The sequence below is a fragment of the Selenomonas sp. oral taxon 920 genome (assembly GCF_001717585.1).
Lineage (GTDB): Bacteria > Bacillota > Negativicutes > Selenomonadales > Selenomonadaceae > Centipeda.
In genome coordinates, this window is the sequence record NZ_CP017042.1 from 1,242,138 (window position 1) to 1,256,391 (window position 14,254).

Here is a 14,254-nt window from a genome sequence, read left to right on the forward strand (position 1 = left end):
TAATCCCCTTTATTGTATTTTCACTGTATTGATGCTTTCTACCAATGCAGTAATCTCTGCATCTTCCTGGCCTGCATGAATGAGCGAAAGCCGCTGTGGGCGGCGCAGCTTCTTGAATTGATATTCTCGTTTCTGCGCTTCTTCTTTCGTTTCAAATGCCTCTGCATATACGAGGCGAACAGGCCTGCGGCTGCGCGTATATTTTGCCCCGCGTCCTTCATTATGTGCATGGAGCCGGCGCTGCAGGTCATTTGTCCAGCCGGCATAAAGGCTCCCATCCGCACACAATAAAAGATATGCATAGTTCATTTTTCTGCATCTTTGATGGTGATTCTCTCGATCACAACATCATGTACGGGGCGATCACCATAACCCGTTTGTGTATGACCAATGTCGCGGACAACATCCATCCCCTCGACAACCTTGCCAAAGACCGCATGATGGTTATCGAGCCACGGTGTCGCAGCGAGTGTAATGAAGAACTGGCTGCCGCCCGTATTGGGACCCGCATTTGCCATCGAAAGAATGCCCTCATCATCATGTCTCAGCGATGGATCGAACTCATCCGGAATAGTATAACCTGGACCGCCCGTTCCGTTTCCGTTCGGATCACCGCCCTGAATCATAAAACCATCGATGACGCGGTGAAAGATCAGTCCGTCATAGAAGCCCTTTTCAATGAGATCAATAAAATTCTTCGTCGTAACGGGTGCTTTGTCTTCAAAGAGTTCCACCTCAAACGTACCCTTCTTGGTCGTAAATACTGCAATGCGATTTGTCACAGTGCTGTTCTCTCCTTTGTTGTGATCCAAAAGCATGTTGAATGACATCCCTGCACTCCCGCTGTGTGCCGCGAATAATACGGCGGCAGCAGCAACAGCGATTCCGAGCGCTAGGAGATAAAATTTCTTCCCCATTCTACCGAAAGCCTTCCTATATTTCAACCTATATTTCAAAAACTATGCCGCTCGCCCGCCTTTGTTGGTGCCCATACGGGAATCTCATGTCCTGCAGCAAAGAATCCCGCAGATGGCTGCCATGCGGGATATCCGACCGAGTGCATCGCTACAAATGCCTTCGGATGGGTCTCGGCACAGAACACCTTTGCGCCTCGCTCCATCGAGGGGCCGAGACGTCCATCCACCGGGAAAAATACGAGATCAAAACTGCGTCCTGCAAGGTGCTTCATCTGCTTGCGAAAGGCATTCTCTGCGAGTTTTCGATTCTCTGCCGTATCTCCCGTCCAATCCCACCAGTTGAAATCTCCGGCATGGAAAATCTGCTTTCCGTTTACCTCGACCAGGAACGATGTCCCCTCATCGGTCGAGGAAAATGATGTGACGGAAACTACGTCGTCCTGCCAGCTGTCATATGTCCCAATCCAGCTTGTCTGTTCCTTTGGCATGCGGTTGGCACCCCCGTTGGAACGAATATCCTCGCTCAGCAAATAGCGCCTAGTCTTTGTGGAAAATTTGGCAATCTCCGGATTAAAGTGATCAAAATGTGCATGAGAAGCAAAGAAATACAACCACTCATAACGCCCCTTCTCCAACTCCTGCGGAATTACCCCCGCAGGATCGTCAAATGCATCGAATACGAGCAATACATCATCCACGTGAACCAAAAAACCGCTGTTTAGCAGATAGATTACTTCCATTATAGGAACTCATCTCCTTTCTCTCTCCTCCTCAAAACTTTCATCCGATGCCGAGGCATCATTTTGATTGATGCGGCCAAATCCACGCCCCATGACCTCGTTTGCCGACATAATGATCACAAACGCATGGGGGTCGACATTGTGAACAATGAATTTCAGCTTCCCTACCTGCGTTGTACCGACGGCAACAAAGACAACATTGCGTTCACGGCGTGTGTATGCCCCTTGCCCATGCAGGAAAGTGACTCCTCTGTGCATTTCATCAATAATGCTCGCGGCAATCTCCTTGTGCCTATCCGAGATGATAAGAACCGCCTTGCGATGATTAAATCCTGCAACAATTTTATCCATCACCGTTGCATTGATGAACATATAGATGAGAGTGAACATCGCAGGGGCCATACCGAACAAGAATGCCGCAATGAGCATGATCAGGCAGTTCATCGAAAAGAGAACACCGCCCATATGCAGATCGTAATATTTCCGAACAATCGCGGCGAGAATGTCAAACCCGCCTGTACTGCCGTTCATACGAAAGACAAGTCCATAGCCGAGTCCCGCAAATACACCGCCGTATACAGTAGTCAGCATCATGTCACTCACAGGCGCATAGGCATTGAGTGGGCGTGTCAGATCAAGGAGGAATGAGAAAATCGTCGTACCGATGATGATATCGACGGTGTAGGTCTTCCCCATCAATTTCCACGCCATAAAGAGCAGCGGAATATTATAGACGAAGGTCTGGAGACCGATCGGCAGCCCGAAGAGATAGTACACAATCATTGCAATGCCGGTTGCACCTCCTGTAAGGAGATGCGCCGGAATCAAGAAGAGATTGATCGCAGAGCTGGCAATTAGGCAACCGAGGGTGATTCCGGCATAGCGCATGACTTGATGTCCCAGTACGCGCATATGCAGATCGTGCGTCATGGAACATATCCTCCCAACTGCACGTGCTCATTTTTCGGAAGGTCAGACACATCGATTTCCTTGGATGCAATAAAGCCGCTCTTTAGATCGAGCTCGACAAAGGTCTCATCATCGGACAGCGCCATCTCATCAGCCTCCTCGTCGCTGAGCGGGAGCATGGTAATGCGCGCCGACTGCAATGCCCCGTTCTCTGCATCCAGGTTCAGGATAAGGCGTTCACGCGGATGTTCCGGATGCGAGAACACATAACATGCATTTCCGTCTAGAAATTGACGCTGTGCCTTGCCGTATACCTTTAGGAGATAGCTGCTCGTCGATCCGTAGTGAACATCCTTACGCAAGCGATATTTCTCACCGATGAGGTTAATGTCTACAATTTTTCCACTTGCAACAGAAGATGATACGACAATATCCCCATAGGTAAACGTCTTAAGATGGATCCCCCAGATGACCTGCTCATTCTGAACATCGGGCTCACCCCATTTCGCGCGAAGTGTCTCCTCAGAGTCTCCTAAAGAAATGTTTTGATAGGAAAAATCCTCGGCCTTGATCTTGCCTGCCGCCTCTCCATTTCCAGCGAACAGCAAGAAAATAAAGCATAGGATCATCAGCGTACTGTAACGAAAATATCTCTGCATATTCTCCACCCCATTTCATTAAAAGGTAAAGTTTCCGTTCTCCATAATGACAACCAACTCACCAGACGGCTTTTGCCCGATAACCCTAAGGTCTGCTGTACCAATCATAAAATCCTCATGAACGAGCGAATGATTGACGCCGTGCTGACGCAGTTCATCCTCTGTCATGTTTTCGCCATTCTCTATGCAGGTTGGATACGCCTTTCCAAAGGCAAGATGACAAGAGGCATTCTCATCGAAGAGCGTGTTGTAAAAGAGGATACCGCTGCGTGAGATCGGCGAGTCGTATGGTACGAGTGCCGCCTCGCCGAGAAAGGAGGCGCCCTCATCCATATGGAGCAGTTCCCTCAAATGCTCCTCCCCCTGCTTTGCCTTGTACTCCACAACCTTTCCCGCATCAAAGCGAAGTGTGAATCCGCTGATCAGATTGCCGTTGTAATGGAGAGGCTTCGAGGCGACAACCGTACCGTTCACGCCGTCTCGCTTCGGCAGGGTATATACCTCCTCCGTCGGGAGATTTGCAGCAAATACCGTTCCCGCCGCCGATATCTCCGCACCGCCCATCCAGATATGTCCCTTTGGCAGTTCGATGCGAAGATCCGTGCCCAATCCATTTTGATAGTGCAGTTCCGAAAACGCGTGCACATTGAGAACTTCCGTAATCTTCTGCAGGCGTGCAATATGCCTCTGCCATGCTGCGATCGGGTCCCCCTCGGCGGTAACGCGAACCGCGCTCAGAATCTGCGCCCAGAGGTGCTCCACGGCCTCCCTTTCCGTATAATCCGGAAACACTTTGCGAGCCCATGCATTTGTAGGTACGGAAACAACACACCATGTATTCTTGTTGCTCATCAAGCGTGCACGATAGTCCATGAGGGCTTTTCCAGCTGTCTGGCTTGCCTCCGTGAGACGCTTCAGATCGATGTCCGAATAGAGATCGGGATCCGAGGCTGCAATCGAGATAAATGCGGCCCCCTGTTCCGCGTGATCGTCATAGAAGAGCTTACGCCATGCAGGGAACTCGCGAAATCGTTCCGCATGGGCCTTTTGAAAGCGAATGTGTGCAAACTCCTCGTCATTCCAATTGACAGCAACGTCATAGGCGCCGGCATCATATGCCTCCGATGCAAGCGCATGCACAAAGTCTGCGCAGGTGATTGGCGCATGGATAACGAGCGGCTGATTCTTCTGCAGGTTGACGCCCACACGAATCACGAGAGCGGCATATTTTCTGAGTAAATCCATATTCATCCTATACCTCGGTCGTATCAAAGATCAGAGTCACGGGGCCGTCATTGACGGAAAAGACCTGCATATCTGCCCCAAATTCCCCTCGCTCAACGTGTACATGACGCATTTCGAGCTGTGCCATAAATTCCTCATACAGAGGAATGGCGTGCTCCGGCTTAGCGGCTTTCGAAACCCCCGGTCTCCTCTTTTTGAGGTCGGCAAAGAGCGTAAACTGTGAGATCACAAGGACTTCGCCCCCCACCTCGGCAAGCGCACGGTTCATCTTGCCGGCATCATCCGAGAAGACGCGCAGATGGATAATTTTCTCTGCCATATGTACAGCATCTTCTGTCGTGTCCGCGGGAGCAATCCCAAGCAATATAAGATAGCCTGTCTGTATTTGACCGTGTAGTCGTCCTTCGATCTGAACGGATGCTTCTCTGACTCGTGTGACAACAGCGCGCAAGAAATCCCCTCTTTCTGTCCAATTGCATTATTATAGCATGCTTCTGCGTGAATGTCTCTCAGACGGAGAAAAAAGACGTAAGCAGCTGCGTCAGTGAAAACTGGTCACATGTTCCCATTGTCTCACGCGCAGAGTGCATTCCCAAAAGAGGCACACCAATATCCATTGTACGCATGGGAATCTGTGTGGAGAGGATGGATCCGAGCGTTGCCCCACCCGCAGCATCCGAATGATTTGTAAAGACCTGATAGGGAATGCCCTTCTCCTCACAAAGCCCTGCAATGACGGCAAAGGATTCCGGATCACCGGCGTAGGATTGATTCGCGGCAACCTTCAGGACAGTACCGCCGCCGAGGACGGGCTGATTTGTCGGGTCTGCCTTTTCTGGCGAATTCGGATGCAGGGCATGAGCGACATCCACCGAAAGACAGAAACCATCAAGAACCTTCGCAAGGTATTCCTCTCGATCAAAGCCGAGCGCAGAATAAACGCGCTCAAGTATCAGGGAGAGCGCCGTCGAACCCGCTCCCTGCTTTGTACGGCTTCCAACCTCCTCATTGTCAAAGAGCGCGACCACGCGGATGCCGTCGTCACCATCCCAGTTATGAATTGCGTCAAGGCATGCCTTTACCGACGAGAGATTATCGAGGCGCGGCGCTGAGAGGAAAACATCACCGCAGCCCAGCAGGCATCCACGCTCACATGGATAGGCGTTCAAATCGTAAGAGAGGATGTCCTCCGCCCGAACATTCAGTTCCTCAGAGAGCAGCATGAGCAATTTCTTCGTATCATCAGTATCACCGCCATCGCTTTGGAAAAAGAGCGGCAAGAGATCCTTCTGCGGTTTCAGTTCGACTCCTTCATTCACCTTGCGGTTCATGTGAATGGCGAGATTTGGGACAATCATGAGCGGACGTTGAAAATCCACGAGACAGAGCTTTGGGGCAAGCACATCATCACTGCGCAGAGCAACTGCTCCCGCAAGCGACAGCGGGCGATCCATCCACGTGTTCCGGATCATCCCGCCATAGACCTCGGCGTTCAGCTTCCCGTACCCATGTTCTGTGAGCACAGGATTGGGCTTCACGCGCAAACAAGGAAAGTCTGTATGAGCACACGCCATACGAAGTGCGCCACGCGGATTTTTTCCAATCGAAACGATAACAGCTCCCGTGTTGAAGAGAGATACATAGTAATCCTGACCCGCTCGGATTCCATCCTCGAACGTACGATAGCCGCACAGTATGTCATGCTCCCGCCCAGCCGCATGATAAGGTGATGTCGTTCGTTCTATGAATGCAATCAAATCCTCTGCACAGCGCTTTTCTTCAGATATCATAGAATTCCTCACAATCGTTCAAAAACAGAAAAAGACCCGCCCATCGGCTGGTCTTTATGCGTCGAATAAATGGTCGGGATGACAGGATTCGAACCTGCGGCCTCATCGTCCCGAACGATGCGCGCTACCAAACTGTGCCACATCCCGACAACGATATGTATTCTATCAATTTTTTTTGCAAAAAGCAAGTATTTATTTTTTCGTATATATCGTGGTTCGGCACGAAGTTCTTCTTTGGAATATACTTCGGCGCTGGGACGACACACAGCGCCCTCAGCCACTTGGCGCTGACGATGATTGAACCAGATGGAACAGGCCTGCTGCCGATGCTCCATCGATATCCAGACCAAAGGCATCCCCGACATAGATCAGCTGCTCCGACACAAGTTCTAGACGGCGCTCCATCTCACGAAATATCCGCACATCCAGCTTGCGGAGTACAATCAGTTCCATAAAAATTTCCCCTCGGCAAAGGTGCTGACCGACAGGTGTTCCCCGTCCGTACGAAATACAATGGCACCATCTATATCCGTTCGCAGAGTTTTTGCGCCGATCCGCTCGTATCGTTCGACAACGGCGGGGCGCGGATGCCCAAAGGTGTTATCCGCGCCCACACAGTAAACGGCGTAGAGCGGTCTTATTTCTCGCGCGAAGGCCTCACAGCTGGATGTATCCGAACCGTGATGCGGAACCTTGAGCACAGTCGTATGGAGCTCCGTTTTTTGGGAAAGTATTTTTTCCTCGTGTTCCTTCACAAGATCTCCCGTAAAGAGAAAGCTGGCATTTCCATAACGTACGCGATAGACGTTTGAGACCTCATTTCCCGTTGTATGATCCACGCTGTCATAGGAGGGCGCATAGAGAATATCCACTGTCACCCCGTCCAGTATAATGGACTGTCCTGCCTCCGCTCTGCTCATTTTCCTCAGTAGAGGGCTGCCGTCACCGAGCCGCATGCTTCTCGCGTAGGCGGCAGTTCCCTCATCGGCGGTATAGACATGCTTGACAGGCATATGTGAGAGGATCGCACCCGCACCCGCCGCGTGATCCTCGTGAGCATGTGAGAGAAAGATATAGTCCACTTCGTGAATTCCATAGTGGCGCAGATACGGCAAATCGACGCGTGCCCCAACATCGAAGTCTCCGTCCCGCGTTCCCCCCGTATCAAAGAGCATGGCATGGCCGTGCGGCGTTACAACGAGGGCTGCATCCCCCTGCCCGACATCAATAAAATGCACCTCCATTTCATCTGTGCGCAGCACCTGCCAAGAAAATAGAGCAATAAATAAAAAAGAAGAAATAATTATGATATTAAAGCGAAAACGATAAATAAATATTCCTACTTTTTTGCGATATACTTTCGGCAAAAACAGAATAGAAAGAACAATATAGTAGAAAAGTCCTGATAAAATTCCAAGGGAGGGCAGCCAGATCTGAGAGAGCGGGAGCGCTGCCATCGCACGTGTCATCTCAAATGTGACTCCAAGCAGGAGACTGTCAACGGAAAAGATAATGTTCCCGAACACGGGAACAAGAAACGCCGCAATGCCGCCTGCAAGACCTAGGATGATAATGAGATCGACGAGAGGTACAACAAGGAGATTGGAGAGCAGGGACGAGAGTGAAATCTGATTGAAATGCCATGCAAGAACCGGCAATGTTGCCAGCTGTGCCCCCATGGTAATAGAGAAACTCGCTGCAATGACACGCGGCAGGCGCTCCATCCATTCACGCAGAATGGGGGCCAGAAAGAGAAGCCCCGCCGTTGCAAGAAAGGAGAGCTGAAAACTGATATGGAAGAGGAGGAGCGGCGAGACGAGCAGCATCAGAAGCCCTGTCAGTACGAGCAAATATTGGGCATCTCGCTCTCGCCCAAGAATCAGCCCCAGAAAGGCAACGCCCCCCATGATGCCTGAGCGTATAGCAGGGGCTACGAGCCCCGCGAGGATGACATAGACAACAATCGCAAAAATGACCGCCGTGGCCGACAGCCAACGCGGCAAGTGCAGAAAGAGGGCAACCCATGCAATGACCGCTGCCAGGAGACTGATGTGAGAGCCGGAAACCGAGAGAATATGTACAATTCCTGTAATCGTAAACGCCTCAAGAAGCTCTGGGCGTATCCCCTCGTAGCCGCCGAAGAGCATGGCAAAGATAGCTGCAGCATCACTGCGCGGCATGACTTCTGCCATCCCCTCAAAATAATGTGCGCGCACATTTGCAGCCCAATCCATAAATGCTTGTACAAGAGATATCTCTGTATTTTTTTCGATGTGGATGTCATCTTTTTTTGCAAAGAGTGCTGCCGTAATCCCATCTGCACGCAGCAGAAATCGCGTATCCAGCTGTCCCGGGTTTTGATAGCTCTGCGGGCGGCGTATTTTCCCCTCTGCCGTAAGCATATCGCCGATCTTTCCGACAGAATTCTCCTCCATGTCTTTATACTTCGTATAGACATAGAATTTCCCACGCGCCGTGCGTTCCTCATGCCCCTGTATTAATTCACGCGCATGCACTGTATAACGGATATGCCGTGTGCCATCTACATCCGTTCGGATTCTCGGTGCATCTGCAATCGTTCCCACAACACGAACGTGCTCTCCCACCGAACGTGAAATATCCTGCACGGGAATTTCATATGCTGCGGCAAAACGAAGCATTCCCAACATGAAAAAAAGCCCTACAAAAGGAATCCATGTTCTCTCATTGTGTTTCAGAAGCAGAATGCCGGAGGCAAGGAGAAATAGAAGCAGGAATAAAATCAAATATGGGAGAGACTCCGTAAACGAGATGTGCATCCACACACTGCATGTACAACCTAGCGCAAACGAAAAAAGGAGACCGCTGAGAAATGAGAGCTGATACTGCCCCGTTTTCATATGGTCACCTTATCTTTCAGTTTTTCAAATTTGGCATTGCCAATGCCGCGCACCTTTTTGATGTCCTCAATATTTTGGAAATCGCCATTTGCCTCACGATATTCGATGATGCGGGCGGACATGGCAGGCCCGATACCTGGCAGTTCCTGAAGTTCCTTTTCACTCGCTGTATTGAGATTGATCAGCCCCTCTGCATTTTTCCCGGATACCGCTGGTTTTGAGCCTTCGGAAAATCCTCCCACGCGCTCCGGTACACGAACCTGCATCCCATCCTCTAGGAATGCTGCCATATTGATGCGGTCAACGTCTGCTGTTTCGATCACACCGCCTACGGCATTCACAGCATCGGCAACGCGCTGCCCCTCCGTCAGAGTGACGAGCCCTGGCTTCTTTACCTCCCCCGTCACATATACGGTAATGACGCGCTTCGTTTCGGCAAGGTCGTTTGTTCCAGCGTCGAGAGAGATTGTGCTCTGCTCCGTGTAGTAACCGTACATTGTGCCGCCGAGGGCAGAAAGGGCAAGAACAAGCAGAATGAGGAGGGATTTTTTGAACATGGGCATAGAACCACTCCCTCAAAATACTGTCGTGATTAGCAGATACGCTAATACACATTCCTTCCGCTGAAGATCTCGATCATCTCACGGCGCAGACTCGTGCTGATGAGAAGCCGTGTCTTTGGCGGAATCTCATCGACATCCGTGTTGAAGAGATAATTTTGCAGCTGCGGTTCCTTGATCAGCATACGCGTATGGAAGAGACTTGCCTGATAGAGGTTGATGTCTACAGCATCGTACTCGTCAAGCGTTTCCTGTTTGATAAACTCCTGAATGGATGTCATCTTGCTGTCTACAAAGAGCTTGCGCCCCTGTAAATCGCGCGTAAACCCTCGTACGCGGTAATCCATCGTGATAATATCCGAGTCAAACTGACTGATGAGGTAGTCAAGGGTCTGCAGCGGCGTGATCTCACCACAGGTCGCCACGTCAATATCTACGCGGAAGGTTGCAATGCTTGTATCAGGATGGTACTCCGGATAGGTGTGCACAGTCACATGACTCTTGTCAAGATGTGCGAGGATGGTCTCCGGCATCGGCTCTTTTGCATATACGGGGGTCTTGCTGCCGGATACAACCGCCGCCTCCTCCGCGATCAGCATGGTAACGCTTGCTCCCTGCGGATCGTAGTCCTGCTTGGCAATGTTGAGAATCCGTGCGCCAATCATATCCGTCACCTGCGAGAGAATCTTCGTGAGTCGATCGGAATTGTATTGTTCATCAATGTACTTAATATAATCCCTCTGTTCACGTGCCGATTTCGCATAGCAAATATCATAGATATTGAAGCTCAACGCCTTAGTGAGGTTATTAAACCCGTATAATTTCAGCTTCCCATCCAATGCCGGAGTTCCTTCCTTTCTCTTTGTGACGAAAAATATTCGTCAGATGTACTATTCTTTATTATTTATCTGATATTTTTAGTTATTTTTATTTATTTATCTAAATTGTTTCCGAGGGATGGTTTTTCTTCCATTCCTTAATCCAGTCCAGTCGTTCCCGAAAGCGTCCTTCCATCCCCTGTTCGGTCGGATGATAATATGTTTTACCGACGAGATTGTCCGGCATGCACTGCATATTCGTAATATGATCCTCCGCGTCATGTGCGTATTGGTAGCCCTTCCCGTAGTCGAGATCCTTCATGAGTTTCGTCGGGGCATTCCGAATGACGAGCGGCACCGGTTCTGCGAGCATCATGCGGGCGTCTGCTGCTGCGGCGAGGTATGCAGTTTCCATCGCATTCGATTTAGGCGCAAGAGATAGGTAGACTACAGCCTCAGTCAGATGGACGTTGCACTCCGGAAAGCCAATGTAGTGGCATGCTTGATAGGCCGCAACTGCGAGTTCGAGTGCCCGCGGGTCGGCAAGCCCCACATCTTCCGCCGCAAAGCGTGTCACGCGCCGCGCAACGTAGAGGGGATCCTCGCCCGCCTCGAGCATGCGGGCAAGCCAGTAGACCGCCGCATCGGGATCAGAATTGCGCATGGACTTATGGAGAGCGGAGATGAGATTGAAGTGCTCCTCCCCGCTCTTATCGTAGAGCAGCGATTTGCGTGAGATGCACTGCGCCAGATCTTCCTCCGTCACATAGATCTCACCTGCGCGTTCCTCCGCATTCAGAACGAGCATTTCGAGCGTGGAGAGTGCACTCCGTGCATCCCCGTTTGCAAAGGCGGCAAGAGCCGTCAGCGCCTCGTCGGAGATGTGGACGTGCATATCGCGGAGCCCTCGTTCCGAAGCAAGAGCATGCTGAAGCAGACATTTAATGTCCTCCGCGTTCAATCCCTGAAGCACAAAGACACGGCATCGTGACAGAAGAGCACTGTTGATCTCAAAGGACGGATTCTCCGTCGTTGCCCCAATCAACACAATACTCCCCTTTTCGACAAACGGCAGAAAGGCATCCTGCTGTGCCTTGTTGAATCGGTGAATTTCATCGACAAAGACAATGATCCGCTCGCCGTATATGCGGCGGCATTCCGCCTCGTGCATGACCGTTCGGATGTCCTTGATCCCGCTCGTCACCGCAGAGAAATTGATAAATCTCGCCTGTGTCCGTGCGGCGATGATCTGTGCAAGCGTTGTCTTGCCGACTCCAGGCGGTCCCCAGAAAATCATCGAGGTGATATGGTCACTCTCGATCAAGCGGCGCAGCACCTTGCCCTTACCGAGGAGATGCTCCTGCCCGACAAAGTCTTCGAGTGAATGCGGGCGAACACGCTCTGCGAGCGGCTGATATGCAGTACGTTCAAAGAGACCGCCCTGTTCATCCATTGTACCGCTCACCTCCGCAAATTCTCTCACAATGAATTATCGCATAAAAGTGAAACTTAGGCAATAGAAAAACATCGAGGAATCTATTCAAAGGGATTCTATTGCAATACCAAAATTTTCGCGCGTAGCAATTCACTCGATTTCTCTATCACGTCAATCTTTATATTTTATTGCTTTTCGATTTACACAAGAAAAATGGGGCTAGACAAATGTGCGTGCAAAAGAATAGGTATGTAAATACGACAGGGCTGTTGCATGAAGCTAGAAATGACCTGACCCCCAAAAGTTAGACTTAGGAAAACTAACTTTTGGGGGTCACTACACTTCGTACAACAGCCTTTTTTATGCTTTTTACAGAATAAAGCGCGAGACATCGTGGTCTCCCGCAATATCCGCGAGACAGCGATCCACATAAGTACGATCAATGACGATATCCTTTTCCTCGAGATCCGGCGCATCAAAAGAGAGCTCTTCGAGAAGTTTTTCAAGAAGTGTGTAGAGACGACGCGCCCCGATGTCCTCCGTCTGCTCGTTGACGGTCTCTGCAAGTTCAGCGAGACGCCCAATGGAATCGTCCGCAAAGCGGAGGGTGATTCCCTCCACGCCGAGGAGTGCGCTGTACTGCTTGATAAGTGCATTCTTTGGCTCTGTAAGGATACGCTCAAAGTCTTCCTTGACGAGCGATTTGAGTTCAACACGGATTGGGAAACGGCCCTGCAGCTCGGGAATAAGATCGGAGGGCTTCGCTGTATGGAATGCACCTGCTGCAATGAAGAGGATGTGATCTGTCTTGACCGGCCCGTATTTCGTCATAACAGTAGAGCCCTCGACAATCGGCAGGATGTCGCGCTGAACGCCCTCACGCGATATGTCTGCGCCTGCACTGCGCCCATTGCTGACCGCTACCTTGTCAATCTCATCGAGGAATACAATGCCGCTGTACTCGGCAGTATACACTGCCTCCTCTGCAACCACATCCATATCGACGAGCTTGTCCGCCTCCTCTGCCGTAAAGATCTTGCGTGCCTGATCGACCGTAACTTTACGCTTCTTATGATGCTTCGGTACAAGTTTTCCGATCATGGATTGGAGATTGTCGCTCATTCCCTCGAGAGACGATCCCGCAAACATATTGCCCGCAGGGCGCGCAGACTCCTCGACTTCGATCTCGATCACATCGTTTTCGAGCTCCCCCTTGTGCAGGCGTTTTCGTACCCACTCGCGCCCCGCCTGATACTTCGGTGGGTCTTCAGTCTCCTGCTTTTCCTCTGTATTCGAGGAGAAAATACTGCTGAGGGGATTGGATGTTTTCTTTGCAGGAGGGACAAACACATCAATCAGACGTTCCTCTGCATTCTCCTTCGCCTTTTCCTGTACCTCATCGATCTTCTGCTGACGCACCATGCGCACGGAGGTCTCGACAAGATCACGTACGATGGACTCCACGTCTCGTCCGACATAACCGACCTCCGTGAACTTTGTCGCCTCGACTTTGAGGAACGGGGCACGGACAAGACGCGCAAGACGGCGTGCAATCTCAGTCTTGCCGACACCAGTTGAACCGATCATCAAGATATTCTTTGGTACGACATCCTCGCGCATCTCGTCATCCAACTGACGGCTGCGCCAACGGTTGCGGAGTGCGATTGCGACGGAACGCTTTGCCTCGCGCTGACCTACAATGTATTTGTCGAGCTCGGCAACGATCTCACGAGGCGTCTGTTCGTTGACTCCGATCTGACTCATGATTCCAGTACCTCCACCGTAATATTATGATTCGTATAGACGCAGATGTCCGCCGCAATCGACAGCGACTCCCTTGCGATTTCCGGCGCATCCATCGTGCTGTGTGCAGTGAGGGCACGCGCTGCGGCGAGTGCAAAGAAACCGCCCGAGCCGATGGCGGTGCAGTCTCCGTCCGGCTCAATGACCTCGCCGTTGCCTGAGATCATGAGAATGCCGTCCTTATCTGCGACGAGCAGGAGCGCCTCAAGCTTACGGAGCACCTTGTCCGTGCGCCAATCCTTCGCAAGTTCGACAGCTGCACGCTGGAGGTTTCCGCTGTAGGATTCGAGCTTGACCTCGAATTTCTCAAACAAGGTAAATGCATCTGCAACCGATCCCGCAAATCCCGCGAGAATTTTTCCGTGATAGAGGCGCCTGACCTTGCGTGCATTCGCTTTCATAATGGCACGCTCGCCAAAGGTTACCTGCCCGTCTCCCGCAATTGCAACCTTATTTCCTTTTTTGACAGCGACAATGGTAGTTGCATGAAATGTCATAC

General features: G+C 51.0%; 15 protein-coding genes and 1 tRNA gene. All 16 read right to left on the minus strand.

Annotated elements, in window-relative coordinates; all coding sequences use genetic code 11:
- Positions 1 to 9: 9 nt before the first annotated feature.
- The 16 genes from BCS37_RS05805 to hslV all read right to left on the minus strand — a co-directional run bounded on the left by BCS37_RS05805 (position 10) and on the right by hslV (position 14,252).
- Complete coding sequence (locus BCS37_RS05805; protein ID WP_069180576.1) at positions 10 to 309, minus strand: GIY-YIG nuclease family protein; 300 nt, start codon at positions 307 to 309, stop codon at positions 10 to 12.
- Positions 306 to 917, minus strand: coding sequence for a peptidylprolyl isomerase (locus tag BCS37_RS05810; RefSeq protein WP_069180577.1), 612 nt, complete (start codon positions 915 to 917; stop codon positions 306 to 308). The genes BCS37_RS05805 and BCS37_RS05810 overlap by 4 nt, the downstream gene beginning before the upstream one ends.
- 35 nt (positions 918 to 952) lie before the next feature.
- On the minus strand, positions 953 to 1,657 hold the full coding sequence (locus tag BCS37_RS05815; RefSeq protein ID WP_069180578.1) for an MBL fold metallo-hydrolase: 705 nt from the start codon (positions 1,655 to 1,657) through the stop codon (positions 953 to 955).
- A gap of 9 nt (positions 1,658 to 1,666) precedes the next feature.
- Positions 1,667 to 2,587, minus strand: coding sequence for a YitT family protein (locus BCS37_RS05820; protein ID WP_069180579.1), 921 nt, complete (start codon positions 2,585 to 2,587; stop codon positions 1,667 to 1,669).
- The gene (locus BCS37_RS05825) at positions 2,584 to 3,225 is read right to left on the minus strand and encodes a hypothetical protein (protein ID WP_069181560.1); all 642 of its coding nucleotides are present in this window, start codon (positions 3,223 to 3,225) and stop codon (positions 2,584 to 2,586) included. Before BCS37_RS05825 ends, BCS37_RS05820 begins: the two co-directional genes overlap by 4 nt.
- Before the next feature lie 18 nt (positions 3,226 to 3,243).
- Positions 3,244 to 4,476 carry an aminopeptidase gene (locus BCS37_RS05830; RefSeq protein ID WP_069180580.1) on the minus strand — a complete coding sequence of 411 codons (1,233 nt, stop codon included), beginning with the start codon at positions 4,474 to 4,476 and terminating at the stop codon, positions 3,244 to 3,246.
- Between the two features lies 1 nt (position 4,477).
- Positions 4,478 to 4,921: a D-aminoacyl-tRNA deacylase gene (dtd, locus tag BCS37_RS05835; RefSeq protein ID WP_069180581.1), complete on the minus strand. Its 444-nt coding sequence runs from the start codon at positions 4,919 to 4,921 to the stop codon at positions 4,478 to 4,480.
- Between the two features lie 58 nt (positions 4,922 to 4,979).
- On the minus strand, positions 4,980 to 6,260 hold the full coding sequence (locus BCS37_RS05840; RefSeq protein WP_069180582.1) for a M18 family aminopeptidase: 1,281 nt from the start codon (positions 6,258 to 6,260) through the stop codon (positions 4,980 to 4,982).
- Between the two features lie 70 nt (positions 6,261 to 6,330).
- Positions 6,331 to 6,407, minus strand: a tRNA-Pro gene (locus BCS37_RS05845).
- A 126-nt stretch (positions 6,408 to 6,533) separates the two neighbouring features.
- The gene (locus tag BCS37_RS05850; RefSeq protein ID WP_069180583.1) at positions 6,534 to 6,713 is read right to left on the minus strand and encodes a hypothetical protein; all 180 of its coding nucleotides are present in this window, start codon (positions 6,711 to 6,713) and stop codon (positions 6,534 to 6,536) included.
- Entirely contained in the window at positions 6,704 to 9,139 is a 2,436-nt protein-coding gene (locus BCS37_RS05855; RefSeq protein WP_069180584.1) for a DNA internalization-related competence protein ComEC/Rec2, read from the minus strand. The genes BCS37_RS05850 and BCS37_RS05855 overlap by 10 nt, the downstream gene beginning before the upstream one ends.
- Positions 9,136 to 9,702 (minus strand): helix-hairpin-helix domain-containing protein, encoded by a 567-nt coding sequence (locus tag BCS37_RS05860; protein ID WP_069180585.1) that lies wholly within the window; start codon positions 9,700 to 9,702, stop codon positions 9,136 to 9,138. Before BCS37_RS05860 ends, BCS37_RS05855 begins: the two co-directional genes overlap by 4 nt.
- 41 nt (positions 9,703 to 9,743) lie before the next feature.
- Positions 9,744 to 10,538 carry an adenosylmethionine decarboxylase gene (speD, locus tag BCS37_RS05865; protein ID WP_069180586.1) on the minus strand — a complete coding sequence of 265 codons (795 nt, stop codon included), beginning with the start codon at positions 10,536 to 10,538 and terminating at the stop codon, positions 9,744 to 9,746.
- Positions 10,539 to 10,638: 100 nt separating this feature from the next.
- On the minus strand, positions 10,639 to 11,970 hold the full coding sequence (locus BCS37_RS05870; RefSeq protein ID WP_069180587.1) for a replication-associated recombination protein A: 1,332 nt from the start codon (positions 11,968 to 11,970) through the stop codon (positions 10,639 to 10,641).
- Between the two features lie 351 nt (positions 11,971 to 12,321).
- Complete coding sequence (gene hslU, locus BCS37_RS05875) at positions 12,322 to 13,716, minus strand: ATP-dependent protease ATPase subunit HslU (protein WP_069180588.1); 1,395 nt, start codon at positions 13,714 to 13,716, stop codon at positions 12,322 to 12,324.
- Entirely contained in the window at positions 13,713 to 14,252 is a 540-nt protein-coding gene (gene hslV, locus BCS37_RS05880) for an ATP-dependent protease subunit HslV (RefSeq protein ID WP_069180589.1), read from the minus strand. Before hslV ends, hslU begins: the two co-directional genes overlap by 4 nt.
- Positions 14,253 to 14,254: the final 2 nt, after the last annotated feature.

Bases quoted from the DNA above. Each gene is read 5' to 3' on its own strand.
- BCS37_RS05805 (WP_069180576.1), bottom strand. From the start codon at position 309: ATGAACTATGCATATCTTTTATTGTGTGCGGATGGGAGCCTTTATGCC.
- BCS37_RS05810 (WP_069180577.1), bottom strand. From the start codon at position 917: ATGGGGAAGAAATTTTATCTCCTAGCGCTCGGAATCGCTGTTGCTGCT.
- BCS37_RS05815 (WP_069180578.1), bottom strand. From the start codon at position 1,657: ATGGAAGTAATCTATCTGCTAAACAGCGGTTTTTTGGTTCACGTGGAT.
- BCS37_RS05820 (WP_069180579.1), bottom strand. From the start codon at position 2,587: ATGACGCACGATCTGCATATGCGCGTACTGGGACATCAAGTCATGCGC.
- BCS37_RS05825 (WP_069181560.1), bottom strand. From the start codon at position 3,225: ATGCAGAGATATTTTCGTTACAGTACGCTGATGATCCTATGCTTTATT.
- BCS37_RS05830 (WP_069180580.1), bottom strand. From the start codon at position 4,476: ATGAATATGGATTTACTCAGAAAATATGCCGCTCTCGTGATTCGTGTG.
- BCS37_RS05840 (WP_069180582.1), bottom strand. From the start codon at position 6,260: ATGATATCTGAAGAAAAGCGCTGTGCAGAGGATTTGATTGCATTCATA.
- BCS37_RS05850 (WP_069180583.1), bottom strand. From the start codon at position 6,713: ATGGAACTGATTGTACTCCGCAAGCTGGATGTGCGGATATTTCGTGAG.
- BCS37_RS05855 (WP_069180584.1), bottom strand. From the start codon at position 9,139: ATGAAAACGGGGCAGTATCAGCTCTCATTTCTCAGCGGTCTCCTTTTT.
- BCS37_RS05860 (WP_069180585.1), bottom strand. From the start codon at position 9,702: ATGCCCATGTTCAAAAAATCCCTCCTCATTCTGCTTGTTCTTGCCCTT.
- BCS37_RS05870 (WP_069180587.1), bottom strand. From the start codon at position 11,970: ATGGATGAACAGGGCGGTCTCTTTGAACGTACTGCATATCAGCCGCTC.
- hslU (WP_069180588.1), bottom strand. From the start codon at position 13,716: ATGAGTCAGATCGGAGTCAACGAACAGACGCCTCGTGAGATCGTTGCC.
- hslV (WP_069180589.1), bottom strand. From the start codon at position 14,252: ATGACATTTCATGCAACTACCATTGTCGCTGTCAAAAAAGGAAATAAG.